This is a genomic window from Chryseobacterium sp. LJ668 (assembly GCF_019613955.1).
Lineage (GTDB): Bacteria > Bacteroidota > Bacteroidia > Flavobacteriales > Weeksellaceae > Chryseobacterium.
The window spans coordinates 3,137,399-3,160,909 of sequence record NZ_CP080443.1; the positions used below are offsets into that span (position 1 = coordinate 3,137,399).

General features: G+C 34.6%; 22 protein-coding genes. 12 read left to right on the forward strand and 10 right to left on the reverse strand.

All coding sequences use genetic code 11. The annotated features are described in order from the left end of the window. Positions 1-20: 20 nt before the first annotated feature. The 8 genes from K0U91_RS14660 to K0U91_RS14695 all read left to right on the forward strand — a co-directional run bounded on the left by K0U91_RS14660 (position 21) and on the right by K0U91_RS14695 (position 6,050). A complete protein-coding gene (locus K0U91_RS14660) occupies positions 21-1,202 on the forward strand; it encodes a thiolase family protein (protein WP_220179270.1) in 1,182 nt (393 codons plus the stop codon). A gap of 36 nt (positions 1,203-1,238) precedes the next feature. Further along, positions 1,239-1,601: a four helix bundle protein gene (locus K0U91_RS14665; protein ID WP_220179271.1), complete on the forward strand. Its 363-nt coding sequence runs from the start codon at positions 1,239-1,241 to the stop codon at positions 1,599-1,601. Positions 1,602-1,659: 58 nt separating this feature from the next. Continuing rightward, positions 1,660-3,450, forward strand: coding sequence for an acyl-CoA dehydrogenase family protein (locus K0U91_RS14670; RefSeq protein WP_220179272.1), 1,791 nt, complete (start codon positions 1,660-1,662; stop codon positions 3,448-3,450). A gap of 233 nt (positions 3,451-3,683) precedes the next feature. Next, the gene (locus K0U91_RS14675) at positions 3,684-4,007 is read left to right on the forward strand and encodes an ArsR/SmtB family transcription factor (protein ID WP_219969006.1); all 324 of its coding nucleotides are present in this window, start codon (positions 3,684-3,686) and stop codon (positions 4,005-4,007) included. A gap of 1 nt (position 4,008) precedes the next feature. Further along, entirely contained in the window at positions 4,009-4,476 is a 468-nt protein-coding gene (locus K0U91_RS14680; protein ID WP_220179273.1) for an SRPBCC family protein, read from the forward strand. 6 nt (positions 4,477-4,482) lie between these two features. Beyond that, a complete protein-coding gene (locus K0U91_RS14685; RefSeq protein ID WP_220179274.1) occupies positions 4,483-4,827 on the forward strand; it encodes a DoxX family protein in 345 nt (114 codons plus the stop codon). A 39-nt stretch (positions 4,828-4,866) separates the two neighbouring features. Continuing rightward, positions 4,867-5,466, forward strand: coding sequence for a YdeI/OmpD-associated family protein (locus K0U91_RS14690; protein WP_220179275.1), 600 nt, complete (start codon positions 4,867-4,869; stop codon positions 5,464-5,466). Positions 5,467-5,603: 137 nt separating this feature from the next. Continuing rightward, positions 5,604-6,050 (forward strand): phosphohydrolase, encoded by a 447-nt coding sequence (locus tag K0U91_RS14695; protein WP_219969003.1) that lies wholly within the window; start codon positions 5,604-5,606, stop codon positions 6,048-6,050. Here K0U91_RS14695 and K0U91_RS14700 read toward each other — a convergent pair. Together K0U91_RS14700 and K0U91_RS14705 are read right to left on the reverse strand one after the other, a co-directional pair. Beyond that, positions 6,047-6,766, reverse strand: a complete 720-nt coding sequence (locus tag K0U91_RS14700; protein WP_220179276.1) for a DUF2490 domain-containing protein — start codon at positions 6,764-6,766, stop codon at positions 6,047-6,049. The two genes, K0U91_RS14695 and K0U91_RS14700, sit on opposite strands and share 4 nt — an antisense overlap. A gap of 50 nt (positions 6,767-6,816) precedes the next feature. Beyond that, positions 6,817-8,628 (reverse strand): TonB-dependent receptor plug domain-containing protein, encoded by a 1,812-nt coding sequence (locus K0U91_RS14705; RefSeq protein ID WP_220179277.1) that lies wholly within the window; start codon positions 8,626-8,628, stop codon positions 6,817-6,819. Between the two features lie 478 nt (positions 8,629-9,106). Between K0U91_RS14705 and uvrA the strand changes: the two genes are divergently transcribed. Beyond that, entirely contained in the window at positions 9,107-11,893 is a 2,787-nt protein-coding gene (uvrA, locus tag K0U91_RS14710) for an excinuclease ABC subunit UvrA (protein WP_220179278.1), read from the forward strand. Between the two features lie 9 nt (positions 11,894-11,902). After that, complete coding sequence (locus K0U91_RS14715) at positions 11,903-12,517, forward strand: hypothetical protein (RefSeq protein ID WP_220179279.1); 615 nt, start codon at positions 11,903-11,905, stop codon at positions 12,515-12,517. Here the strand turns inward: K0U91_RS14715 and K0U91_RS14720 are convergent. From K0U91_RS14720 to K0U91_RS14740, 5 genes are all read right to left on the reverse strand, one after another. Then, entirely contained in the window at positions 12,498-14,324 is a 1,827-nt protein-coding gene (locus K0U91_RS14720) for a T9SS type A sorting domain-containing protein (RefSeq protein WP_220179280.1), read from the reverse strand. The genes K0U91_RS14715 and K0U91_RS14720 overlap by 20 nt on opposite strands. 333 nt (positions 14,325-14,657) lie before the next feature. Beyond that, on the reverse strand, positions 14,658-15,161 hold the full coding sequence (locus tag K0U91_RS14725; protein WP_220179281.1) for an endonuclease V: 504 nt from the start codon (positions 15,159-15,161) through the stop codon (positions 14,658-14,660). Positions 15,162-15,167: 6 nt separating this feature from the next. Then, on the reverse strand, positions 15,168-15,536 hold the full coding sequence (locus tag K0U91_RS14730; RefSeq protein WP_220179282.1) for a VOC family protein: 369 nt from the start codon (positions 15,534-15,536) through the stop codon (positions 15,168-15,170). Further along, a complete protein-coding gene (locus K0U91_RS14735; protein ID WP_220179283.1) occupies positions 15,533-15,973 on the reverse strand; it encodes a GNAT family N-acetyltransferase in 441 nt (146 codons plus the stop codon). The genes K0U91_RS14730 and K0U91_RS14735 overlap by 4 nt, the downstream gene beginning before the upstream one ends. A 60-nt stretch (positions 15,974-16,033) precedes the next feature. Further along, positions 16,034-17,089 carry a M28 family metallopeptidase gene (locus K0U91_RS14740; protein WP_220179284.1) on the reverse strand — a complete coding sequence of 352 codons (1,056 nt, stop codon included), beginning with the start codon at positions 17,087-17,089 and terminating at the stop codon, positions 16,034-16,036. A gap of 81 nt (positions 17,090-17,170) precedes the next feature. Between K0U91_RS14740 and K0U91_RS14745 the strand changes: the two genes are divergently transcribed. Then, positions 17,171-18,310 (forward strand): aminotransferase class I/II-fold pyridoxal phosphate-dependent enzyme, encoded by a 1,140-nt coding sequence (locus K0U91_RS14745; protein WP_220179285.1) that lies wholly within the window; start codon positions 17,171-17,173, stop codon positions 18,308-18,310. Between the two features lie 89 nt (positions 18,311-18,399). Here K0U91_RS14745 and K0U91_RS14750 read toward each other — a convergent pair whose 3' ends face one another. The 3 genes from K0U91_RS14750 to K0U91_RS14760 all read right to left on the reverse strand — a co-directional run bounded on the left by K0U91_RS14750 (position 18,400) and on the right by K0U91_RS14760 (position 22,555). After that, on the reverse strand, positions 18,400-21,135 hold the full coding sequence (locus K0U91_RS14750) for a sodium-translocating pyrophosphatase (RefSeq protein ID WP_220179286.1): 2,736 nt from the start codon (positions 21,133-21,135) through the stop codon (positions 18,400-18,402). A 273-nt stretch (positions 21,136-21,408) separates the two neighbouring features. Continuing rightward, positions 21,409-22,020, reverse strand: a complete 612-nt coding sequence (locus tag K0U91_RS14755) for an inorganic pyrophosphatase (protein WP_219968996.1) — start codon at positions 22,018-22,020, stop codon at positions 21,409-21,411. Between the two features lie 22 nt (positions 22,021-22,042). Beyond that, entirely contained in the window at positions 22,043-22,555 is a 513-nt protein-coding gene (locus K0U91_RS14760) for a DUF7935 family protein (RefSeq protein ID WP_219968995.1), read from the reverse strand. A 169-nt stretch (positions 22,556-22,724) separates the two neighbouring features. On the opposite strand from K0U91_RS14760, the gene K0U91_RS14765 reads away from it, so the two are divergent. Beyond that, a complete protein-coding gene (locus K0U91_RS14765; RefSeq protein WP_220179287.1) occupies positions 22,725-23,507 on the forward strand; it encodes an FkbM family methyltransferase in 783 nt (260 codons plus the stop codon). Positions 23,508-23,511 lie beyond the last annotated feature (4 nt).

The following is a 23,511-nucleotide window of genomic DNA, read 5'->3' on the forward strand; positions in this document are numbered from 1 at the left end:
AATTTTAAAAAATTAAAAAAATGTCAAAACAAGCATACATCATAAAAGGGTTCAGAACCGCCGTTGGAAAAGCACCAAAAGGTTCACTCCGCTTCACGCGTCCCGACGTAATGGCAGCAACAGTGATCGAAAAACTGATGGAAGCCGTTCCGCAGTTAGATAAAGACAGAGTTGACGATTTAATCGTGGGAAATGCAATGCCGGAAGCTGAACAAGGCTTAAACGTTGCCCGTTTGATTTCATTAATGGGATTAAATACCGACAAAGTTCCCGGTGTTACCGTCAACAGATATTGTGCATCAGGAAGTGAAGCGATTGCGATTGCTTCAGCAAAAATTCAGGCAGGAATGGCAGATTGTATCATCGCAGGTGGAACAGAATCCATGTCGTACATTCCGATGGGTGGTTATAAACCTGTTCCGGAAACGGAAATCGCAAAAACCAATCCCGATTATTATTGGGGAATGGGTTACACTGCAGAAGAAGTTGCAAAACAATTTAATATTTCTCGTGAAGAACAGGATCAGTTTGCGTTCGAATCACACCAGAAAGCTTTGAGAGCGAATCAGGAAGGGAAATTTGCCAGTCAAATTGTTCCAATTCCTGTAGAATATAATTTCTTGGATGAAAACCAGAAAATGCAGACTAAAAAGTTTGATTTTTCTGTAGATGAAGGTCCGAGATTAGATACCTCTTTGGATGGTTTAGCTAAATTAAAACCTGTTTTCGCCAACGGAGGAAGCGTAACTGCAGGAAACTCTTCTCAAATGAGTGACGGAGCAGCTTTTGTTATCGTAATGTCTGAAGAAATGGTAAAAGAATTGGGTCTTGAACCTGAAGCAAGATTAGTAGCTTATGCTGCAGCAGGTCTTGAACCAAGAATCATGGGAATGGGACCAATTTATGCAATTCCAAAAGCTTTAAAACAGGCAGGTTTAGAATTAAAAGATATAGAATTGATTGAATTAAACGAAGCTTTCGCATCACAATCAGTTGCAATTAAAAAAGAATTAAACTTAAATCCTGATATTCTGAATGTGAATGGAGGTGCAATTGCTTTGGGTCATCCACTTGGCTGTACCGGAACAAAACTTACCGTTCAACTTCTTGACGAAATGAGAAAACGCGGAAACAAATACGGAATGGTTTCAATGTGCGTTGGAACTGGGCAGGGTGCAGCTTCAATCTTTGAACTTCTATAAAATAATTTTGAATTTTGAATTTTAAATTTTGGATTAATGCAAAAGGAAAATTTAATTAAAGAAAAGACATTCAATTTTGCATTATCAATTATTGAGTTATATAAAATATGTAAATCTCAAAATGAATTTATTCTTTCAAAGCAATTATTGAGAAGTGGGACTTCTATTGGTGCAAATGTTCAGGAAGCTTTAGCTGGATTTTCAGAAAAGGATTTTCTTCATAAAATGTCCATAGCTAGTAAAGAGGCAAGAGAAACTCAGTATTGGATTGATTTATTATCACAGTCTCAATTAGTAAAATTTGATGAATCAAAATATAAAACAGATATACAAAGTATTGTAAATATTTTAACATCAATTGTTAAAACACTTCAAGTAAAATTGAGACCGAATGTATAATTCAAAATCCATAATCTAAAATTCAAAATTATATAACTAAATTTTAAAATAACAAATCATGAGTGATACACTTAATAAAACATTAAAAGGTGGTGAATTCCTTATCAAAGAAGTTGCTGCAAACGAAATCTTCACTTTAGAAGAACTTTCAGAAGAACAAAAAATGCTTCGTGATTCTGCGAAAGAATTTATTGACAGAGAAGTAATACCGCATCATGATCGTTTTGAGAAAAAAGATTATGCATTGACTGAAGAAACCATGCGCAAATTAGGCGAAATGGGACTTCTTGGAATCACCGTTCCCGAAGAATATGGCGGCCTTGGAATGGGATTCGTAAGTACAATGCTGGCTTGTGATTACGTTTCAGGAGGAAATGGCTCATTAGCAACGGCTTACGGAGCACACACAGGAATCGGAACACTACCTACTCTTCTTTACGGAAGTGAAGAGTTAAAAAAGAAATATCTTCCGGATCTCGCTACAGGAACAAAATTCGGAGCATATTGTTTGACTGAGCCAGATGCTGGTTCAGACGCAAACTCAGGGAAAACAAGAGCAAAATTGTCAGAAGATGGAAAACATTACATCATCAACGGACAGAAAATGTGGATTTCAAACGCCGGATTTGCTGATACTTTTACATTGTTCGCTAAAATTGATGATGACAAAAATATTACAGGTTTTGTGATCAACCGTTCAGAATTGGAAGATCCAAACAGCTTAACTTTTGGTGAAGAAGAGCATAAATTAGGGATCCGTTCTTCCTCTACCCGTCAGGTTTTCTTTAATGATATGAAAGTTCCGGTAGAAAATCTTTTAGGCGAAAGAAACAACGGTTTCAAAATCGCTTTGAATGCTTTGAATGTTGGAAGAATCAAATTAGCCGCTGCAAATCTTGACGGACAAAGAAGAATTTTAAACCACTCTCTGCAATATTCCAACGAAAGAAAACAATTTGGGGTTTCTATCTCAACTTTTGGTGCCATCAGAAAGAAATTGGCAGAAATGGCAACCGGAGTTTTCGTGAGTGAAGCAGGTTCTTACCGTTTAGCAAAAAATGTTGAAGATAAGATTGAAGAATTGGTTTCCGGAGGAATGAATCATCAACAAGCTGAATTGAAAGGTGTTGAAGAGTTTGCTGTAGAAGCTTCTATTCTTAAAGTTTTTGTTTCAGATCTTACTCAGGTTACCGCCGATGAAGGAATTCAGATTTATGGTGGAATGGGATTCTCGGAAGACACTCCAATGGAAGCTGCATGGAGAGATGCCAGAATTGGACGAATCTATGAAGGAACCAACGAAATCAATCGTCTTTTGGCCGTAGGAATGCTAATTAAAAAAGCAATGAAAGGTGAATTGGATTTACTTTCTCCGGCAATGGCAATTTCTAAAGAATTGATGGGAATTCCTTCATTTGAAGTTCCTGATTATTCTGAATTGATGAGCGAAGAAAAAGCAATTTTGGCAAATCTTAAAAAAGTATTTTTAATGGTTTCCGGAGCTGCACTTCAAAAATACATGATGGATATTGAGAAACAACAGCATTTATTATTAAATGCTTCTGAAATTCTTAACCAGATTTATATGGCGGAATCAGCAGTTTTAAGAGCTGAAAAACATTTTTCAGCAGATTCTGTAGAGGTTGCAATGGCTCAGCTAAATCTTTATAAAGCTATTGAGAAAATTATTTCCGGCGCCAAAGAAGGAATTATTTCTTTCGCTGAAGGTGACGAACAAAGAATGATGCTTTCAGGGTTGAGAAGATTTACAAAATATACAAACAATCCGAATGTAGTGGCTTTAACAGAGAAAGTAGCGGCACATTATATAGAAAAAGGACATTATTAAATCTTAAATTAAATTTGCTTTATTAAAAAAACCTGACAGACTTCCAATCTGTCGGGTTTTTTATTTTAAATATCTTAAGGATCAACTGATCTCTCGTATTGTGCACAAAAATTTTCTAAAAATATTAAAATTAAAACTCCAAAAATTTGCGTAGTTAAATAACTACATTTATATTTGTAGTCAAATAACTACATAAAAGGTTATTTTTAATTTAATTCAAATAAGTTAAACAGATGAATCTTAGAAGAGATGTTTTTCAGGCAATTGCAGATCCTACGAGGAGGGCAATTCTTCTCCTGGTGGCAAGCCAATCGATGACAGCAGGTGCAATAGCTTCCAATTTTGATACCGCAAGACCGACTGTTTCAAAACATTTGCAAATCCTTACTGAATGTGAATTATTAAAAAAAGAACAAAATGGAAGAGAAATCTTGTATCATCTCAATCCGAATAAAATGAAAGAGATTTCCGAATTCATAGAGCCTTTTAGAAAAATGTGGGATGATCGTTTCAATACATTAGAATCTGTAATGAAAAGCCATAAAAATACCAAATAAAATGGAACTAAAAACCAAAATCACAGCCCAAGATGATAAGCAAGAATTGATAATTACAAGAGTGTTTGATCTTCCTGTGGAATTATTATTTAAAGCTTATGAAGAACCTGAAATAGTAGAACAATGGATGGGAACGAGAGTAGATCAACTAGAGAATAAACCGCATGGAAGCTGGCGTTTTGAGACTTCGCATCATGGCAAAGTTGTATTTTCTGCCAATGGAGTTATTCTTGAGTTTGTTCAGAATGAAAAGATCACACGAACTTTTGAGATGGAAAACAGTCATTTTCCCGTTCAGTTAGAATTTTTTGAATTTGAAAAGATTAATGAAGAAACAAGTCAACTTACAATGCAGATTGTTTTTAAATCTGTGGAATTCCGGAATCAGCTATTAAAAATGCCTTTTGCTCAAGGTTTAAGCATGGCTCATGATCGTCTTCAGAATTTAATTTTAGATTTAAAAAAATAATGAATCATGAATCGAAATAAAATAATATATTGGATAACAACCATTTTCCTTTCCATTGGGATGTTGGCAGGCGGTGTACAACAAACTTTACAGGTTGGCGGCTACAATGAGATTGTATCTAAACTTGGTTATCCGTTATATCTTTTAAGCATTCTCGGCGTATGGAAAATTTTGGGAGTCATTGTCATTCTGCTTCCGAAATTGCCTCTAATAAAAGAATGGGCGTATGCAGGATTTTTTTTTGTAATGACAGGAGCGGCCATTTCACATTTTGCCGTTGGGCAACCATCTACGGAAGCTATTCCATCAATTGTTTTATTGACGGCCACTATTATTTCATGGCTTTTCTGACCATTAGAAAGGAAATTAGTTTCTTTAAAATTTTAGAATATGAATACAGACGCAGAAATATTTTTTGAAAATGCTAAAAAATGGAATCATGAATTTGATCTATTGAGAGAAATTATTCTTGAAAATAAATTGCTTGAAGAAGATTTTAAATGGATGCATCCGTGCTACACTTTTCAAGGGAAAAATATAGTTTTGATTCATGGGTTTAAAGAATATTGCGCATTACTTTTTCACAAAGGAGTTTTGTTAAAAGATGCTGCAAATATCCTGATTCAACAGACAGAAAATGTACAATCTGCAAGACAGTTGCGTTTTAAAAATCTTACAGAAATAGAGGAAATAAAATCTTTAATAAAATCTTATATCAGAGAAGCTATTGAGATTGAAAAATCAGGTGAAAAAGTAGCAATGAAGACGGTTAAAGATTATTCAGTTCCCGAAGAATTTAAACAGATTTTAGACAGTGACATAGATTTGAACAAAGCTTTTTATTCCCTAACGCCGGGACGTCAAAAAGCATATTTATTTCATTTTTCTCAAGCCAAACAATCAAAAACCCGGGAAGCAAGAATTAAAAAATATTTTCAGAAAATATTAGACGGGAAAGGAATTGATGATCAAAATTTTAAAATCTTCTGACTCCTGAACCATCTAAAAAAGAAATTAAAAAATATCACTTTTTTAGAAATGAATAATTTTAAAATTGTTGATAAATAATTCTAAAAACCGTTTGTTTTTTTGAACTGTTTTATATTTTTGTAGTCTATTATTGAGTAATGACAAAAGAAGAACTTTTACATAAAGCCATCAGAATTGCTGATAAAGCACATAAAGGTCAAAAAGATAAATATCATGCTCCGTACATCGCTCATGTAATGCGTGTGATGGAATATGGAAAAACAATGGACGAGAAAATCGTAGGAGTTTTGCATGATGTTGTAGAGGATAATCCTCAGGATTTCAGTATTGAATATTTAAGGAATGAGGGATTCCCTGAATATATTTTGTACGCAGTAAGCTGTCTAACAAAATATGATCCTGACGAAGTATATGATGATTTTGTCAAAAGAACCGAAAGATCTCCTTTAGCAGTCGCTGTTAAATTGAATGATCTTCGCGATAATATGGATCTACGAAGAGTGAACCGTGAGCTAAGTCCTAAAGATATAACGCGGTTTAACAAATACCTGAAAGCTTATCGCTATTTATCTGAAAAATATTAATCTGCCCCAGGGAAATGGTAGGTTTTGGTTTCCTGATCTTTCGTGCCGTCAATGTTGATATTCAGGGCTAAATAAATGAAATGGACATTTTTATTTCCTTTTGCATCAAACTCACGCTGCCAAAGATAGCCGCTTACAATTCCAAAATTTTCATCAGCCTGATATCCGAAGCCGCCATAAAGTCTGTTTCTGGCAAACGCAGGTTTTGTAGGTGTTACAAAAAAGACTTCATCGTAAACATTGGCAAATAAGGTTCCGGGTCCAATTTTTTTTGCATTCAGAGGCACCGAAATATTTAGACGGTAACGGTAACGCATTCTCTCAGAATTTTTATCAGCTTGAGGCTCATAAAACCATGATTTTTCTATTCTAAATCTGTTTTCAAATTTTACGATCCCTTTTTTGACATCAATAACATCCTGCAGCCAAACCCTGAATTCTTCTTTGTTGATAGCATGATCTTTATAAGTTGCATATCTCCCCAAACCGACAAAAGGTTTGTGGTTTTGGGTAAGATTATATCCTAAACCACCTTTTATTTCGTAATAATCAGGATAGGTATACTCTTCGATACCTCTCATCTGTCCTTCCGCATACAAGAAAAATTTCGGATGAAACTTATAGTTCACTGTCAACGCATTAAATGAGGATATATGTTCCTGAGCAAAAAAAAGATTCATCATCAAAACAAAAGCAAGACCTGTAATAAGTTTCATCCAAAAATTTTTGCAAAAATAACTGATTTAATGTTTAGTTCATATTAAGTTTACTTAATATTAATATTGTAAGTAAAACCAATGTGAAACCATCTTTGAGGCATCGGAACACCAAAAGTTTCTGTATAATCGGAATTGGTCACATTATTAATTAAAGCATAAATAGAAAAATTATCTTTATTAAAGCTTATTTTTTCATCCAGAAGATTATAGCTTCCTAAATTTACCCGTTCGTTGTATCTGTAAACTAACTCGTTTGTAAAATTTTTCAGAAATTTCGTTTGCAATTTCGCAACGAACTGATGTTTCAGATTATCAAGTACATATCTTGAATAACCTTCATTAAATTGTTTAAATTTATTATCTAAAAAAGTATAACCTAAACTATATTTCACCCAACCAAAAACTTGGTGATCAAATTCAGCTTCAATACCTTTTATTTCAGTATCTCCAACGTTTTTAGCGTACCAAACCGGATCTTGTAAAGAATTTTTCACCCAATCGATCGCATCTTTGGAGCCCCGGTAAAACCCACTGACCTTTGCTAATATATTTTTATTCTGAAACTGATATCCTACCTCTGCATACAATGCGCTTTCAGGAAGAAGTTCAGTATTTCCCTGTTCTGTTTTACTGGTATAATAAAGGTCTGTAAAAGTTGGAACACGGTGTACTTTCGAAATATTTCCGTAAATTTTATTGTTCTCAAAGAAAGAATATCCTACATCTAAACCCGGATAAAAGAAATTTCCTTCATTAGAATAATTTGCCCAGGAAATTCCAGGTGTTATATTTAATTTTTTATCCAACAAAGAAAAATGATGCTCAAAAAAAACCTGAGAAACAAATCGTTCCCTGTGACCCAAATTGTTGCTTGCTAAAAACTCTTTTCTCAACTCAATACCTAAACCGGTGGTACCTAGATTTGAAGTGTAACTTGAATTCACTTCTCCACCCACGTTGTTTCCGATATGCATGTTTCGGTAAATCTCAGGCTTTTCCCTGTTAAAAAGATACATATCCTGTCCTCTTCTCCAGTAAACATTTGAGTTTAATTTAAATTTGTCGAAACTTTGCTGGTAAGCCAAACTTACAATAGAAGCCTGAAGTTCCTCATATTGTTCTGTAGCATTGGGTGAAGAATAAAAACCGTTGGCTCCGAATTTTTTTTCAGAAATACCGGCTTGCAATCTGATGCTTCCGTCTTTTATTTTTAATTGATTCTGATAGAAAACATTTCTCATTTCAAAATCAGTATTGTGTCGGTAACCTTCTGAAGAATTTGTAGTCGCCTGTAAAAGATTAGAAAATTTTTCATTTCCAAAATTGGCATTTAAACCAAGCCCATACGTTTTGTAATCGCCTGCCTCCGCTCGTATTTTTACTCTTTTACCCGGATTTGCTTTCGTAATGATGTTAATAGCTCCTGCATATGCATTCTGTCCAAAACGTCTTGCTGCAGGACCTTTAATTATTTCAATCCGCTCAACATCTTCAAGATCTACGGGAACATTCAGCGAGTTGTGACCGGTTTGCGAATCATTTATTCTAATTCCGTTGAGAAGCAAAAGAACCTGCTCAAAAGAGCTGCCGCGGAAGCCAATATCACTTTGAACTCCATTTGCTCCTCTCCTTCTGATATCCATTCCAGGAATTTGCTGAAGAATTTCATCGATACTTGTTGCAGGTGAATTCAAAATATCTGCTCTCGTAATGACAGAAATATTTTGATTGGCATTTTTATAAGGAGTTGAAATAAATTTTCCCTGAATTTCTATAGAATCAATTTCTGAAGTTTTTTCCTGAGCATTCAGACTGTAAAATCCGCTGAGGAAAAAAGCTGCAAGCAGTTGCTTTTTCATATTTATTTTAGTTTTATTTAAAGCTTCCAAAATTAGAAGACTTTATCAAAACCAAAAAATGATACATATCATAAAAAAAAGACACAGTATTCTGTGTCTTTTTTTGAGGGCATTACGGGAAAATTTTATCTTTTGGTCATCAAATATGTAATAAAGTGTTTAAACAGTGTTTTCATATTTTAGTATTTTATGGTACATGCAATTTACATATTATTTAAACATAAAGCAATATGATACAACTAAATACATTTATTTTTTCGTAAATATATCTCACAGAATTGATAATTAGTGACTTAAATTTTAACATGGTCTAAAAAAATGTTAACAAAGTGAATTATTGTACGAAATTTAAACCATAAGAACTTAAAATTATTTTGAATTTATGATGCGTAAAAGTCATATTATGATCAAAATCGCTCTAAAATTACTTCGAAAATTCCGATTTAAAATTCGTATTTTTGTTAGTCTTAATTTTACTATGACTCCAATTACAGAAATAGATATAAAAAAACAGGTTTTCGTTAAGAATGCTCATCTTAACAATCTGAAACACATTGATGTATTAATTCCTAAAAATAAATTAATTGTCATCACAGGAGTTTCCGGCAGCGGAAAATCTTCACTGGCTTTTGACACGATTTATGCTGAAGGTCAAAGACGATATGTGGAAAGCCTGAGTTCGTATGCCCGTCAGTTTCTAGGCAAACTAGAAAAGCCTAAAGTTGATGACATTAAAGGTTTGGCGCCTTCGATTGCAATTCAGCAGAAAGTAATCTCATCAAATCCTCGCTCCACGGTAGGAACTTCTACAGAGATTTATGATTACATGAAGCTTCTCTTTGCAAGAATCGGTCGAACTTTTTCTCCTGTTTCGGGTGGGGAAGTAAAAAAAGATTCGGTTTCTGACGTCATTGATTTTATTAAATCAGCAAAAAGTGACACCGCATTTCTATTGACGGCACCTTTAGATTATGACATTGAGAATTTTACTGAAAATCTAAATATTCTGAAGCTTGCAGGTTTTACAAGACTTGAAGTCAACGGAAATGTTGCAGGAATCGAAGATTTGGAAAGTTTCGGGTTTACTCCTGAGAAAACAATGGTCATTAATCTGGTAATCGACCGTTTTTCGTATGAAGATGATGAAAATTTTCTTCAGCGTTTGGCAGATTCCATTCAAATGGCTTTTTATGAAGGACGTGGTTATTGTTCGTTAAAAAATATAGAAACCGGAGAAAAAAGAGATTTCTCCAACAAATTTGAGCTTGATGGGCTCGAATTTCTGGAACCGAATGTTCATTTTTTCAGCTTTAATAATCCTTACGGAGCTTGTCCGACCTGTGAAGGTTATGGTAAAGTTATCGGAATTGATGAAGATTTAGTGATTCCGAACAAAGCATTATCTGTTTTTGAAGATACTGTAGCTTCTTGGAGAGGTGAAACGATGAGCGAATGGAAAAAAGATTTCATTAAAAAAGCAAAAGACTTCCCTATTCATAAGCCCTATCATCAATTGACCAAAGAGCAGAAAAATTATCTCTGGAAAGGTGATGGAAGCAAAAATTTCCCTTCGTTGAATAATTTCTTCAATATGCTTGAGGAAAATTTATATAAAATTCAGTACCGCGTAATGCTGTCCCGTTATCGTGGAAAAACACTTTGCCCTACCTGTGAAGGTCTGCGTTTGCGTGAGGAGACTACTTGGGTCAGGATTGACGGACACAATATCCAGTCGATGATTGAACTGCCTTTGGATGAACTGTCACCTATGATCAGCAGTTTAAAACTGTCTCAGCACGATAAAGATATTGCTAAAAGATTGTTATATGAAATCACTACACGTCTAGAGTTTTTACTAAAAGTCGGTTTAGGATATTTATCAATTAACAGAACATCCAACACGCTTTCCGGCGGGGAGAGCCAGAGAATTAACCTTGCAACGAGTTTGGGAAGTTCGTTGGTGGGTTCTATTTATATTTTGGATGAACCATCGATTGGATTGCACTCTCGTGATACAGAAAACCTGATTGGCGTTTTAAAAAATCTTCGCGATTTAGGTAACACCGTTATTGTCGTAGAACATGACGAAGACGTGATGAGAGCTGCAGATTACATCATTGATATTGGTCCGGAAGCAGGTTATTTGGGTGGCGAATTAGTCTTTGCAGGAGATTATAAAGAATTAAAATCTGCTGATACATTGACTTCAAAATATTTAACAGGCAGATTAGAAATCAAAGTTCCCGAAAAGCGCAGAAAAGCAAAAGAATTTATCCACATCAAAGGGGCTAGAACCAACAATCTTAAAAATATTGATGTCGATGTTCCGTTAGAAAGTTTAGTGGTGATTTCAGGAGTTTCCGGAAGCGGAAAATCTACTTTGATGAAAGAAATCTTGACCAATGAAATTCAGATTCAGCTGGGAATGGGCGGCAAAAAAGGTGATTATGATTCTGTAGAGTTTCCTAAAAAACTGATAAAAAATATCGAACTGATTGATCAAAACCCGATCGGTAAATCTTCAAGATCAAACCCAGTCACCTATCTGAAGGCCTATGACGATATCAGAGATCTCTATTCTAAGCAAAAGATGTCTAAAATGATGGGTTACAAACCGAAACATTTTTCTTTCAACGTTGATGGCGGAAGATGTGACGAATGTAAAGGTGAAGGCGTAATCAATGTTTCGATGCAGTTTATGGCAGATATCGAGCTGGAATGCGAAACCTGCAAAGGAACCCGTTTTAAAAACGAAATCCTTGAAGTGAGATTTGACGAAAAAAACATTTCAGATATTCTCCACATGACCGTAGATGAAGCACTGACGTTTTTTAAAGATAATAAAGAAGATAAAATCGTGACAAAACTGACCCCTCTTCAAGAAGTCGGTTTGGGTTATCTGCAGTTGGGGCAAAGCTCTTCTACTCTTTCCGGTGGAGAAGCGCAGCGTGTGAAACTTGCTTCGTTTCTGGTAAAGGGTGTAACGACAGACAAGACGTTATTTATTTTTGATGAACCTTCCACGGGATTGCATTTTCATGATATTCAGAAATTATTAAAATCGTTGCAGGCATTAATTGATCTCGGACATTCAGTAATCGTTATCGAACATCAACCAGATATTATGAAATCTGCCGATCACATCATTGACATTGGTCCGGAAGCCGGAAAGTACGGTGGAGAGGTAGTTTTTGCAGGTACACCGGAAGATTTAGCCAAAAATAAAAAGTCGCATACTGCGAAGTATATCGCAGAAAAACTTTAAGTTTTATCTATGAAAATTTTCTTTCCAATACTTATGATTTTGGTCTTTTCATCCTGTAAAAATGATGGGAAAAACAGAGTTGAAAAGAAAATTTTCATTGTTTCTAAATTTAATATTGATATTGAAAAACATCATCAAAAAACCCTTGCTAAAAACCCTGAGTTATCAAAAATCAAAGAGATTAAACTATATGATTATCCGAAAGGAGGAATTAATTTTATTTTTTTAAAAGATGGTTCTATTTTTTATCATCAAGAAGAACTCTTGACATTTGTGTGTGGTAATGGTTTAGAAAATTTAAAACCAATTAACAGAACGCTCTCTGAAGACAGTTTACATCAAATTCAGCTTAGAGAAATTTATAATTTTTTAAAAGAAAAATCTGCAGATAAAGAATTGAAAAATAATTGGGCTAGGCTTCATCATTTATCCTTTTCGTTTGAAAATGACACGATTAAAAATTTTGACATTCATAAATTGCTGAAAGATATAGACAGTTTAGGTTATCAGTCTTATAATGTAAGAAGAATTGCACCATTTGAAAGTGAAGCTCTAAAAATAACTAAAAACAAAAAAACGAGTAAGCTATTTTGCTCCCTTTGTTTTACTTTACAGTCATTTTAAAAACCTTCATTTTCTCACCTTTTTCAGAAACTACTTCAAGCAGATAATTTCCTTTAATCAATTTATTATCTAAATTAAATTGATTGGTTTTCTTCTTTTCAAATGAGGCCTGATGAATCAGTTTCCCAGACATATCAAACACAGAAAGACTTGCTTTCTGCTTTTCTAAAATATTTCCTGACATGCTGAAGTTGCCATTGTTTGGATTGTCATAAAGCTGCAGATCATCTTCATTATCTAAATCTGTTGTTCCTAACTGATCTTTCAAATTAAATTTTGTTATAAAACCATAAGGTTGATATAACAAAGGATTTTGTACAAACTGAAATGAGGCACCTTCTGTACCTATATTGCTGAGCGAACCTGTAGTTCCCCATAAAACTAACGATCCGTTATTTAACAATTTAGCATTGAGGTATTCACCAAAAAAATTATTTCCTGTACTTCCGTAATAGGACGTCCATAATCTGTTTCCATTGGTATCAAACTCTGTAAAAAACATATTTGAATCTAGTGGAGAAGTGTTCGTATTCGGAATTGTAGTGAGGAATGCTCCTGTGGTAGATATATTATTTACTGCACCAACTTGATTCCCTGTAATGATAATTCTATTTCCTAAAACTGTAATATTATCTCTCCCTAAACAAGTTTCTTTGCCATTACTACCAAAATATGTACTCCAAATACGATTACCGGAAAAATCAAATTTGCTTAAAAATAAATCTCGTTCACCTGTTAATTGGCTTTTAAATGCACCTGCAGTTGCAAAATAAGTAGAATGATTAATATTTCCCGTCTGTCCGCTTACATATATACCTGTTTCATTAACCTCTATACCATTAATACCATCACCAGCAAATGATTGATTGATCGGCGGACCATAGAAAGTACTCCATATCTTTTGACCTGTATTAGCGTTTAATTTAAAAATTATGTCCGTTGACGCTAAATTGGGCTGAAAAGTACCGATACCGTCAAAATTGCCCGGTATTATTGGTGAATAGTTTGTCACCATATAAATTTCATTATTATAAATCTTATAGTCTCTAATTCCAGCAGCTGAGAATGTACCCCAAATTTTTTGACCAGATGAATTGAGCTTCACCAGGTAAGAATTACTCGCCTGAGAACCTGCGGCAAAATAGTTTACAAAACTTTCCTGCATCACTCCCGGAGTTCCCAAACCTGCTATATTTGATTGTGTTTGTCCTAGTAAATAAACATTTTGATTGGTATCTATTCTCAGATTTAAATAAGAATTATTGTTGTGATTTGGGATATATGTTGCCCATATTACATTATTATTGATATCGTACTTGGTAAGAATACTTGTCGAGGTATTTAACGGATCTGTATTTTGCGTGAGCCACACACCAGCAGTTGCAAGACCTGTTACCTGCCCAGGAATAATTTTTAAAGTATATTTATTATCTGATGAATCGATGCCGAGTGTTCTTTCAAAACTATTTGTTATTCCATCATAACTGCCTTTTAACATTTGACCACTTGTAGAGAACTTTGCCGAATACAAATTTTCTGATGTTGAGTTGAATGGATTTCCAGCTCCATTCACAAACTGATTATAATATGATGTTGAATATCCAAGAGGTGATGTCTTTCCATTCACATAAAGATTACTTTGAGTATCTGTAAAAAAAGCAATTTTAGGAAAATTAAAATCACCCAGATAAGTTCCTGTTGCTCCTACATAACTTCCCCACTCTCTCTCATATGGAAAATTAGACTGCGTATGATAAAAATTGCTAAAGCTAATTGCAAATAATACAAAAAATAGTTTTGTTCTCATGGTTAGTGATTAATTCGTGTGCAATTTAGTTAATTTTAGTATAATATTTATCCACAAAAAAATGTGGATAAGTTGTGAATTTTAACATTAAATTGTTATTGAATATGAAAAAAATTCTTACATTTACTATGTAATAAAACTGAAATGAAATCAATTTTTGCTCTCTTCGTTTTCGGAATTGCAATTAAATTTGAAATAAATTTAAAGCACAGCATCGTCGGCTGTGCTTTTTTGTTGTTGTCTAATTAAAAAAAATGAGATCTATCTACTGAGTCCACCTCTAAAGGGTGGATTCTTTTATTTCTCATTCTACTTTCTTTTGGCTACTTATAATCACAATTCTCTTGTCAGCTGATCAAGTTTTTTCAGCAATGTTGGTATTCTGTAAGATCCGTACATCTGTTCGACTTTTAATCTGATTTCGTCCACATCGGTTCCCATCGCTGTTACATATAACGGAGTTCTGCTTTCTCCGCGAAAAACATCTCTCCGTTTTGAATCCGGAGTAGAAAACCCGTTTTTGGCAATACCGACGATCGGATATTTCTGATCCAAAGCTTCATAAAGATATCCGCCCAAACCAAATTTTCCGTCATCATTCAAGGTTACATATCCATCGATGATGATAATATCGTAAGATTTTAGCTGAATCTTTTCCAATAAACTTAAGATACAAGGAAGTTCTCTTTTGTAAAACGCACCACTTTCGTAATCTGCTGTAATAGGAGTTTTCTCTGTAAATATTTCAACCTCATAATCTGAACTCCAGTCTTCAAACGAAATACAGACGGTCTTTGCAAAGTTGTCGTAATAATAAGTGTCGAAGGCGTAAATCATACAAGATTATTTATCGAAAAACTCTCCAAAATGCCACAAAACTCCTGCAGGATCATGTAGAAAGCATTCTTTCCCCCAATCCATTGTTTGAATCGGGGTCAGCTTTGCAGTTTCATATTTTCCGGGAAGATTGAGTGAAAGAAGTTCATTGTAAAATGCTTCTGTATCTTCTACTTCTACGAAAATCATGGTATTTTCTATCCATTCTTTGGCGTAGTAATCCTGTAAATAAAAAGCAATTTCATGTTTTTTAAAAACAGAAAAATTATGCTCCAGAACAATTTCTTCAAAACCTAAATCTTTATAAAATGCCCTGCTTTCCTCAAAATTTTTTACACCTATAAAAGGACGGATTGATTTTATATTTTGTTTCATAAGTTGGTGTTTTTCCAATGATCAAAAGTCATTTCAAATTTAATTTCTTTACCGTGTGTTCCTATTTCTTTCCAGCCGGCTTTTCGGTAAAAGTTTTCTGCTCTTGTATTTGGTGACGTTCCGAGCCAAACATTTTTATCGGTCTGATCAAAATACCAGTTGAGCATTACATGATGCAGTTCCCTGCCAATTCCCTGATTTTCAAAATCGGGATGAAGAAACAAAGCCCAAATATTATTTTCTTTTAAATCTACAATCGAAAATCCAACGATTTTATCATCAATTTCGCAGACCCAACTTTTACCTCTTTCAGTCAGAAATTCTTGACAATCTAGATCCGTAACCAAATTAGGATCTGATAAAGTATTTTCTTTTACAGAATTTCTTACAATCTGTATCTGCGAAATGTCCTCTTTTTTAGCTTCCCTGATAATCATTTTTAATATTTTAAAAAAACCTACAAGATTATTCTTATAGGCTTATAATAATGATAGTTATTACTTTTTATCTACTACAATTCTTGCGTCTCTGTTGGCCAATTCCCAAGCGGTCGCAAAAACTAATTGTGTTCTTTTTTGCAGCATAGAAAAGTCTATTTTTTCAACATCATCAGTTGATTTATGATAATCTTCATGAATTCCGTCAAAATAGAATGCTACCGGAATATTATTTTTAGCAAAATTGTAATGATCTGATCTGTAGTACAGTCTCTGCGGATCTTTTGGATCATCATATTTATAGTTCAATTCTAAATTAACGGTCCTTTTGTTGGCGGCTTCATTAATCATTTTTAGTTCAGAACTCAGCATTTCAGAACCGATCACATAAACATATTGTTTGCCCCTGTTTTCAGAATCATCACGACCGATCATGTCGATATTTAAATCCACAACCGTATTGGCTAACGGAAAAACAGGATTATCAGAATAATACTCAGATCCAAACAGTCCGTGCTCTTCACCGGTTACATGAAGAAATAAAATTGATCTTTTGGGTCCGTTCCCTGCTTTTTTTGCACTTTGAAATGCTTTTGCGATTTCCATCACGGCTACTGTTCCGCTTCCATCATCATCTGCACCGTTATAAACAACACCATTCTGTGTACCTACGTGATCGTAATGTGCGGAGATTACTATTATTTCTTCAGGTTTTTCGCTTCCTTCAATAAAGGCTAAAATATTTTCTGAATCAGGTAAATTTGAGCCCCCTCTCTTTTGCATATATTCTGCAGGGACTTTCTGATAATAGGATCCTAACGATTTAGGAAAAGAAACTCCCAGACCTTTATAAAAATTAATCATATATTCTCCCGCTTTCTTCTGGCCGGGACTTCCAGTGTCTCTCCCACCCATTTCGTCTGAGGCAATTACATATAAGTTTTTCTTTAAATCTTCCAGCTTAATGTTTTGATAGGCAGACTGAAAGGCTTTATCATTATTAAAAGGTGCTGATGTTGAATTTTTAACCGTACTCTGACTGTTTGTAGCCATTTTTGACGTTCCGCAACTTGTGAGAACAACAGCTGAAAATATAGGAATAAGAATTTTTTTCATTCGTAAATTATTTGTTTAAAAATAATAAAAATAATTTAACTTTAATACTGAATCTATTTTATTATAAAATTAGTAAATACTATGAAAAAAAATTACGGATTTAATGATTTCAAATTTTTTACAGAAATGGCTGAGCTTGCTTCAAGACATCAAAGCTACGATTTATCATTAGGTCTCCCCGATTTTGAAATAGATCCCCGTCTCAGGTGTTTTCTCAAAGAGTCTGCAGACATCATCAGTCACAGCTATGAATCTCTTGCGGGTAACTTCTCGTTGATTGATAATATTTTGATATTCAACCAAAATCGAAAACATAGTCTAAGATTAAAAAGAGAAGAAATTAATATTGTTCCGTGCTCTACTTTTGCATTGTATACTTCTTTAAAATCTATCCTGAATCCTAAAGATGAAGTGATCGTTATCCAGCCGTCTTACTATACTTATGCACCATCAATTGTAATGAATGGTGGTATTCCAGTTTATTATGATCTTGATAATGATTTTGTCGTTAATTGGGAAAAACTTCAAAACTGTATTTCAGAAAAGACAAAAGCAATTATCGTCAATTCGCCCCAGAATCCAACAGGAAAAATGTGGACTGCTGCAGATTGGGAAATGCTGTATCAACTGATTAAAAATCAGGAAATATATTTGATCTCTGAAGAAATTTATGATATTTATTGCTATGATGAATCAGACCATTATAGCCCTTTCCTTCATCCCGAACTCAAAAAAAGAACGTTTTCTATTTTTTCTTTTGGTAAAATGTTTCATTCTACAGGCTGGAAGGTAAGCTATCTATTAGCTTCCGAAGAACTGCTGGATGATTTCCAGGCTCACCAGCAATATATTTCTTACAGCTCCAATGCACCCTGCCAATATGCTATTTCAAAATATCTAGAAGTTTTTGATCCTTCAGAAAACCGTAAAATCATGCAGAATAAAAGAAATATCTTTAATGAATTGATTAAAGATACTCCCTTGCAAATAGAGCAAAAAGCTGAAGGAAGTTTTTTCCAGCTTGTAAATTTCAGAAACGTTTCAAAGACTATGACCGATGTGGAGTTTTCTAAATGGCTGACTGTTGAGAAAAAAGTGTCATGTTTACCGCTATCTGCTTTTTATCACTCAAAACAAGATTCAGACTATATAAGATTTAGTTTTGCAAAAAAAGATGATGTAATTATACAGGCTTTGGAGCATTTAAAAAAAAATCTGTGATTTGCTGATTTTCATCAATTTCATTTAAAATCAATTCCAAAAAAAGCACCGCAAAATTACGGTGCTTTTAAATTCGTTTAATGAAAGAACTATAAGGAAAGAACCCTTACATCAATTCTTCTGTTTTTGGCCATACATTCTTCCGTATCATTGGCTGCGCAAACAGGATATTGTGAGCCATACCCTTCAGCTTCTACTCTTTCACCTGCAATTCCTAATTCCAATAGCTTAAGTTTGGTAGTTTGTGCTCTAAGATTAGACAATTTCATATTTGATTCTTCACTTCCTGAGTTATCTGTGTAACCACCAAGTTTAATTTTTAAATTCGGATAGGCATTTAAAATTTCTGCAAGATTGGTCAGCTGCGTTTCTGAACCCGCTTTAAGATCACTCGAACCGGTTTCAAAATAGAGGTTTTCGATCGTGTACCATGTATTTGGATCTAAAACAGTCTGATTATTCGTTTTAACGTTATCATACAGTGTATACATGCGACTTTGTTCTCCTAAGGAAATTGTTTTTCCGTTTTCCAGTTTGATTTCTTTAATGCTTCCTGTATTATATACAAAGTCTCCGTTTTCATTCAGTTGACCAGCAATTTCCGTTGGAACCACCACTGCACTTGTACCGGCCACAGTTTTATTGACTGAATGAACTCCTGCCATTCTTGTAAGACTTTCAATTTTCGCCTGTCTGTTGGCATCAATTTTATCTTTATGCATTACCGCCAAAGTCGGTGCAATCACCAGTGAAACGATAGACATTAATTTAATTAAAATATTCATTGACGGTCCTGAAGTATCTTTGAAAGGATCTCCAACTGTATCTCCTGTTACAGAAGCTTTGTGAGGCTCTGAACCTTTGTAATAGGTCTCACCATTGATTTTTGCTCCTTTTTCAAAAGATTTTTTAGCATTATCCCAAGCTCCGCCTGCATTATTCTGGAACATTCCCATCAAAACACCGCAAACTGTGGCACCGGCTAAAAATCCTCCTAAAACTTCTGGTCCGAAAATAAATCCAACTAAAAGCGGAGAAATAATGGCAATCGCACCCGGAAGCATCATTTTTTTGATAGATGCGTCGGTAGAGATGGCGACACATTTTTCGTATTCAGGTTCTGCTTTTCCTTCCAAAATCCCGGGAATTTCTCTGAATTGTCTTCTTACTTCCTCTACCATTGCCATAGCAGCCTGTCCGACCGCGGTAATCGCTAATGACGAAAAGATAAACGGAATCATCCCACCGACAAATAATCCTGCAAGAACATCCGCCCTGTAAATATCTATTCCATCTATCCCAGCAATTCCTACGAAGGCTGCAAACAATGCCAGAGCCGTCAAAGCCGCCGAAGCAATGGCAAACCCTTTTCCTGTTGCCGCAGTTGTATTTCCTACAGCATCTAAAATATCTGTTTTTTCTCGAACTTCTTTTGGAAGTTCACTCATTTCTGCAATTCCTCCGGCATTGTCTGCAATAGGCCCGAACGCATCGATTGCCAATTGCATTGCAGTAGTAGCCATCATTCCTGCAGCTGCGATAGCAACTCCATACAATCCGGCACACAGATAGGAACCATAAATTCCGCCTGCCAAAACGATGATCGGTAAAAATGTAGATTCCATCCCTACAGAAAGTCCGCCGATGATATTAGTTGCGTGCCCTGTTGAAGATTGTTTCACGATACTTGAAACCGGTCTTTTTCCCATTGCAGTATAGTATTCTGTAATGATACTCATTAAAGTTCCTACAACTAAACCCACCATGATAGCTCCAAAAACTCCCATTTTGGTAAATTCAATTCCTCGTAAAACCATAGTTTCCGGTAATAGATAATTGACAAGAAAATACGAAGATATAGCCGTAATTACGATACTTCCCCAATTCCCCAGATTCAGAGCGTTCTGAACACTAGATGTTGAAGATTCTTCGTTATCACTTATTTTTACGAATAAAGTTCCTATCATTGAAAAGATAATTCCTGTTCCTGCAATCAGCATAGGTAAAAGTATCGGTGCAAAACCTCCGAAAGAATCATCTGACATGGTTTCTCTTCCCAAGACCATTGTTGCTAAAACCGTTGCAACGTAAGAGCCGAATAAATCGGCGCCCATCCCGGCAACGTCACCTACGTTATCACCCACATTATCTGCAATTGTTGCAGGGTTTCGAGGATCATCTTCAGGAATTCCCGCTTCAACTTTTCCTACTAAATCTGCTCCTACATCTGCCGCTTTGGTGTAAATACCACCGCCAACTCTTGCAAATAAAGCAATTGATTCTGCACCAAGAGAAAATCCGGTAAGAATTTCTATAGTTCTCTCCATTTCGTGAGAATCAACCATTGCGTCCGGAGCGAAGATTTGCTTAATAATTAAATAAAGTGATCCCAATCCTAAAACAGCAAGACCGGCAACACCCATTCCCATTACAGAACCTCCGGCAAAAGAGACTTTTAATGCTTTTGCTAAAGAAGTTTTGGCGGCTTCTGCTGTTCTGACATTGGCTTTCGTGGCAATTTTCATCCCGATAAAACCCGCTAAAGCAGAAAATACTGCTCCGATTACGAACGCAATACTTATGCTCCAATGAGAATTTTCATTAGTTGTTCCCATTACTGCGAGAAGAATGGCGACAATGACAACAAAGTAGGTTAAGATTTTGTATTCTGCTTTCAGGAAGGCCATAGCTCCGTCGGCAATGTGTCCGCTGATTACTTTCATGCGTTCATTTCCTGCATTTTGCCTGGTTACCCAGTTGCTTTGAAGAAATGTGTAGAGTAATGCAATGACACCAAAAATAGGTACTAAATAAAATAAGTTCATAGTTTAATATTTTTTGGTAATAGATTAATAAATATACCAAATAATTCTATTCGTAATATGAAAAATTTTAGAAAGTCCATAAAATCTTTAAGAATCAGTGTGAATTTAAAGTTGATTGTAAGAAAAAATCGTGAAGAATAATGTTTTAGCAACAGTCTAGGAATTTTGAGATAATAAAAGAAAATTAACGAAATGCCAATATCTGTAGATTTTCATAACAAAAAAAAAGCAAATGATCTTTCATTTGCTCTTATAATTTAAATTGAGAGAATCTTATCCTCCGAATTTACTTGCATAATCATTTTGCGAAGCGATAATTACCTTTCTAGCGTGATCAGCTCCGTAAACTTCCTGGATTCTGCATTTTGCAGGCTCATCCGGAAGATTTTTATACGTTAAAAAATAATGCATCAATCTTCTCACTTCAGCTTCCGGAAGCTCGGCAATATCTCTGAAATGTCCAAAAGCGTGGTCACTTACCATTACCGCAACGATCTTATCATCAGCTTCACCATCATCAATCATTTTGAAACCACCAATTGGAATGGCTTCCATCAGCAAACCACCGGAGTGAATATTGTGAGAACTTAAAACACATATATCTAAAGGGTCATGATCTCCCATTGTAACGTCGTCAGCTCCGCTTTCTACAGCTAATTTCATTACTTCGTCATTACAGTATGTTCTCGGAACGAAACCATATAACGCAGGAATAATGTTTGAGAATTTCTGAGGTCTGTCAACCTTCAGATATCCTGTAGCTTTATCTATTTCATATTTGATAGTATCGGAAGGAACAATTTCCACGAAAACATTAACAATATTTGGCGCATCTTCACCTGCAGAAATCCCGTGCCACGGATGTGCTTTAAAATTTGGAATCATTTATTTATCTTTATTTTTTTAGTTAAGCAATTATTAAAATTTCTCTACGCAGATCTTCAATAGTTGTACCGATATAATCGTCACCATTCATATAATTCATAATAAAAACGGTTTTAAACTCATCGAGATTAGGATTATTATTCAGGCTTTCATAAGTTTTATGGAGAAGACTGATAACAGCATTTTTAGAATCAACAATATTTTGCCATGCATTTTTTGTTAAATACAGCTGCTGCGAGGAGTTATAATCAAATTCTTCATTGATTGTACGTTCTGTTAAAAATACAAATTCGTGAGCGGCAAGGTCTTTATCAAATTTCTGAATAAGATTTGAAGGTTTCACACGCTCTAAGAACAGCGTCATTCTTTCATAGGAATGAGTTTTATTTTCGGAATTTGACTTTAATGAAAGTAGCTTGATTTCCTGATTCTTCAGGTTGATGTAGGTATAGACAAACTGTCTCAACAAAACCAAAAAAGGAATCGCCACAATTAATGCAAAAGCATACGGTAAATAGTCTGAAAAATCTGTCATAATTTGAGGAAGCAAAATTACTAAATATTTGTTATTTAATTATTATATTAATAGGAATTAATTAATGCAGCCTTATCAGGCATTTACAGTTGATAATAAATCATTGTAATCCTATAATTGTAGTGGTGAAATTAACTAATTTTATCAGCTAGAAAAGCAAAATTTTAAAATGTCTATCAAAAATTATTTCTCAAAATTGATTTTTACAGCCAAAATCAGCAATAGCCCAAAATCATGGATTTCATTCATCATAAATTCAAAAAGATACAGCTCGAAATTTAAAAAGGGCAATCTGAATTTAAAAAATAATGAGACTTTTGTATATCATAATAAAATTAGTAGGGAAAAATTTGATTTGTATCTCCGGACTTTTAAAGGTGATATTGATATTTTTTACGAAGTTTTTTGGAAGAAAACCTATTTTGATCATCTTAAATTTCTAAAAGATGACCTGAAAATAATCGTTGATTTGGGTGCCCACATTGGTATGACTTCTATTTATCTGTCTTTGAGATTTCCTGAGGCGAAAATATATGCAGTTGAAGCTTCTTTAGATAACTTTGAGCTTCTTTTGAAAAATACCAGTTCATTTAAGAACATAGTTTGTATAAACGCAGCGGCATACTTTGAGGATGGATTCGTTAATTTCAGCAACGATGATCTCTCATATAATCAGAGAATTTCAGAAACCGGCGTTTCTACAAAAGCTATTTCTATAGGAAGTTTAAAAGAAAACTTTGGTCTCACAAATATTGATCTGATGAAAATTGATATTGAGGGCGGAGAAATTGATTTATTATCTAAAAACAATTCGTGGCTTTCATCTGTTAATAGTATTATCATCGAAATTCATCATCCTTACTCATTAGCAGACTTACAAAATGACGTGCAACCATATGGATTTATAATCACGCACAATGAAGATTCTGTTTTGTCAGCGATAAAAAATTAAGGAT

Coding starts and splice junctions, on each gene's coding strand:
- K0U91_RS14660 (WP_220179270.1), top strand. CDS start 21: ATGTCAAAACAAGCATACATCATAAAAGGGTTCAGAACCGCCGTTGGA.
- K0U91_RS14665 (WP_220179271.1), top strand. CDS start 1,239: ATGCAAAAGGAAAATTTAATTAAAGAAAAGACATTCAATTTTGCATTA.
- K0U91_RS14670 (WP_220179272.1), top strand. CDS start 1,660: ATGAGTGATACACTTAATAAAACATTAAAAGGTGGTGAATTCCTTATC.
- K0U91_RS14675 (WP_219969006.1), top strand. CDS start 3,684: ATGAATCTTAGAAGAGATGTTTTTCAGGCAATTGCAGATCCTACGAGG.
- K0U91_RS14680 (WP_220179273.1), top strand. CDS start 4,009: ATGGAACTAAAAACCAAAATCACAGCCCAAGATGATAAGCAAGAATTG.
- K0U91_RS14685 (WP_220179274.1), top strand. CDS start 4,483: ATGAATCGAAATAAAATAATATATTGGATAACAACCATTTTCCTTTCC.
- K0U91_RS14690 (WP_220179275.1), top strand. CDS start 4,867: ATGAATACAGACGCAGAAATATTTTTTGAAAATGCTAAAAAATGGAAT.
- K0U91_RS14695 (WP_219969003.1), top strand. CDS start 5,604: ATGACAAAAGAAGAACTTTTACATAAAGCCATCAGAATTGCTGATAAA.
- K0U91_RS14700 (WP_220179276.1), bottom strand. CDS start 6,766: ATGAAACTTATTACAGGTCTTGCTTTTGTTTTGATGATGAATCTTTTT.
- K0U91_RS14705 (WP_220179277.1), bottom strand. CDS start 8,628: ATGAAAAAGCAACTGCTTGCAGCTTTTTTCCTCAGCGGATTTTACAGT.
- uvrA (WP_220179278.1), top strand. CDS start 9,107: ATGACTCCAATTACAGAAATAGATATAAAAAAACAGGTTTTCGTTAAG.
- K0U91_RS14715 (WP_220179279.1), top strand. CDS start 11,903: ATGAAAATTTTCTTTCCAATACTTATGATTTTGGTCTTTTCATCCTGT.
- K0U91_RS14720 (WP_220179280.1), bottom strand. CDS start 14,324: ATGAGAACAAAACTATTTTTTGTATTATTTGCAATTAGCTTTAGCAAT.
- K0U91_RS14725 (WP_220179281.1), bottom strand. CDS start 15,161: ATGATTTACGCCTTCGACACTTATTATTACGACAACTTTGCAAAGACC.
- K0U91_RS14730 (WP_220179282.1), bottom strand. CDS start 15,536: ATGAAACAAAATATAAAATCAATCCGTCCTTTTATAGGTGTAAAAAAT.
- K0U91_RS14735 (WP_220179283.1), bottom strand. CDS start 15,973: ATGATTATCAGGGAAGCTAAAAAAGAGGACATTTCGCAGATACAGATT.
- K0U91_RS14740 (WP_220179284.1), bottom strand. CDS start 17,089: ATGAAAAAAATTCTTATTCCTATATTTTCAGCTGTTGTTCTCACAAGT.
- K0U91_RS14745 (WP_220179285.1), top strand. CDS start 17,171: ATGAAAAAAAATTACGGATTTAATGATTTCAAATTTTTTACAGAAATG.
- K0U91_RS14750 (WP_220179286.1), bottom strand. CDS start 21,135: ATGAACTTATTTTATTTAGTACCTATTTTTGGTGTCATTGCATTACTC.
- K0U91_RS14755 (WP_219968996.1), bottom strand. CDS start 22,020: ATGATTCCAAATTTTAAAGCACATCCGTGGCACGGGATTTCTGCAGGT.
- K0U91_RS14760 (WP_219968995.1), bottom strand. CDS start 22,555: ATGACAGATTTTTCAGACTATTTACCGTATGCTTTTGCATTAATTGTG.
- K0U91_RS14765 (WP_220179287.1), top strand. CDS start 22,725: ATGTCTATCAAAAATTATTTCTCAAAATTGATTTTTACAGCCAAAATC.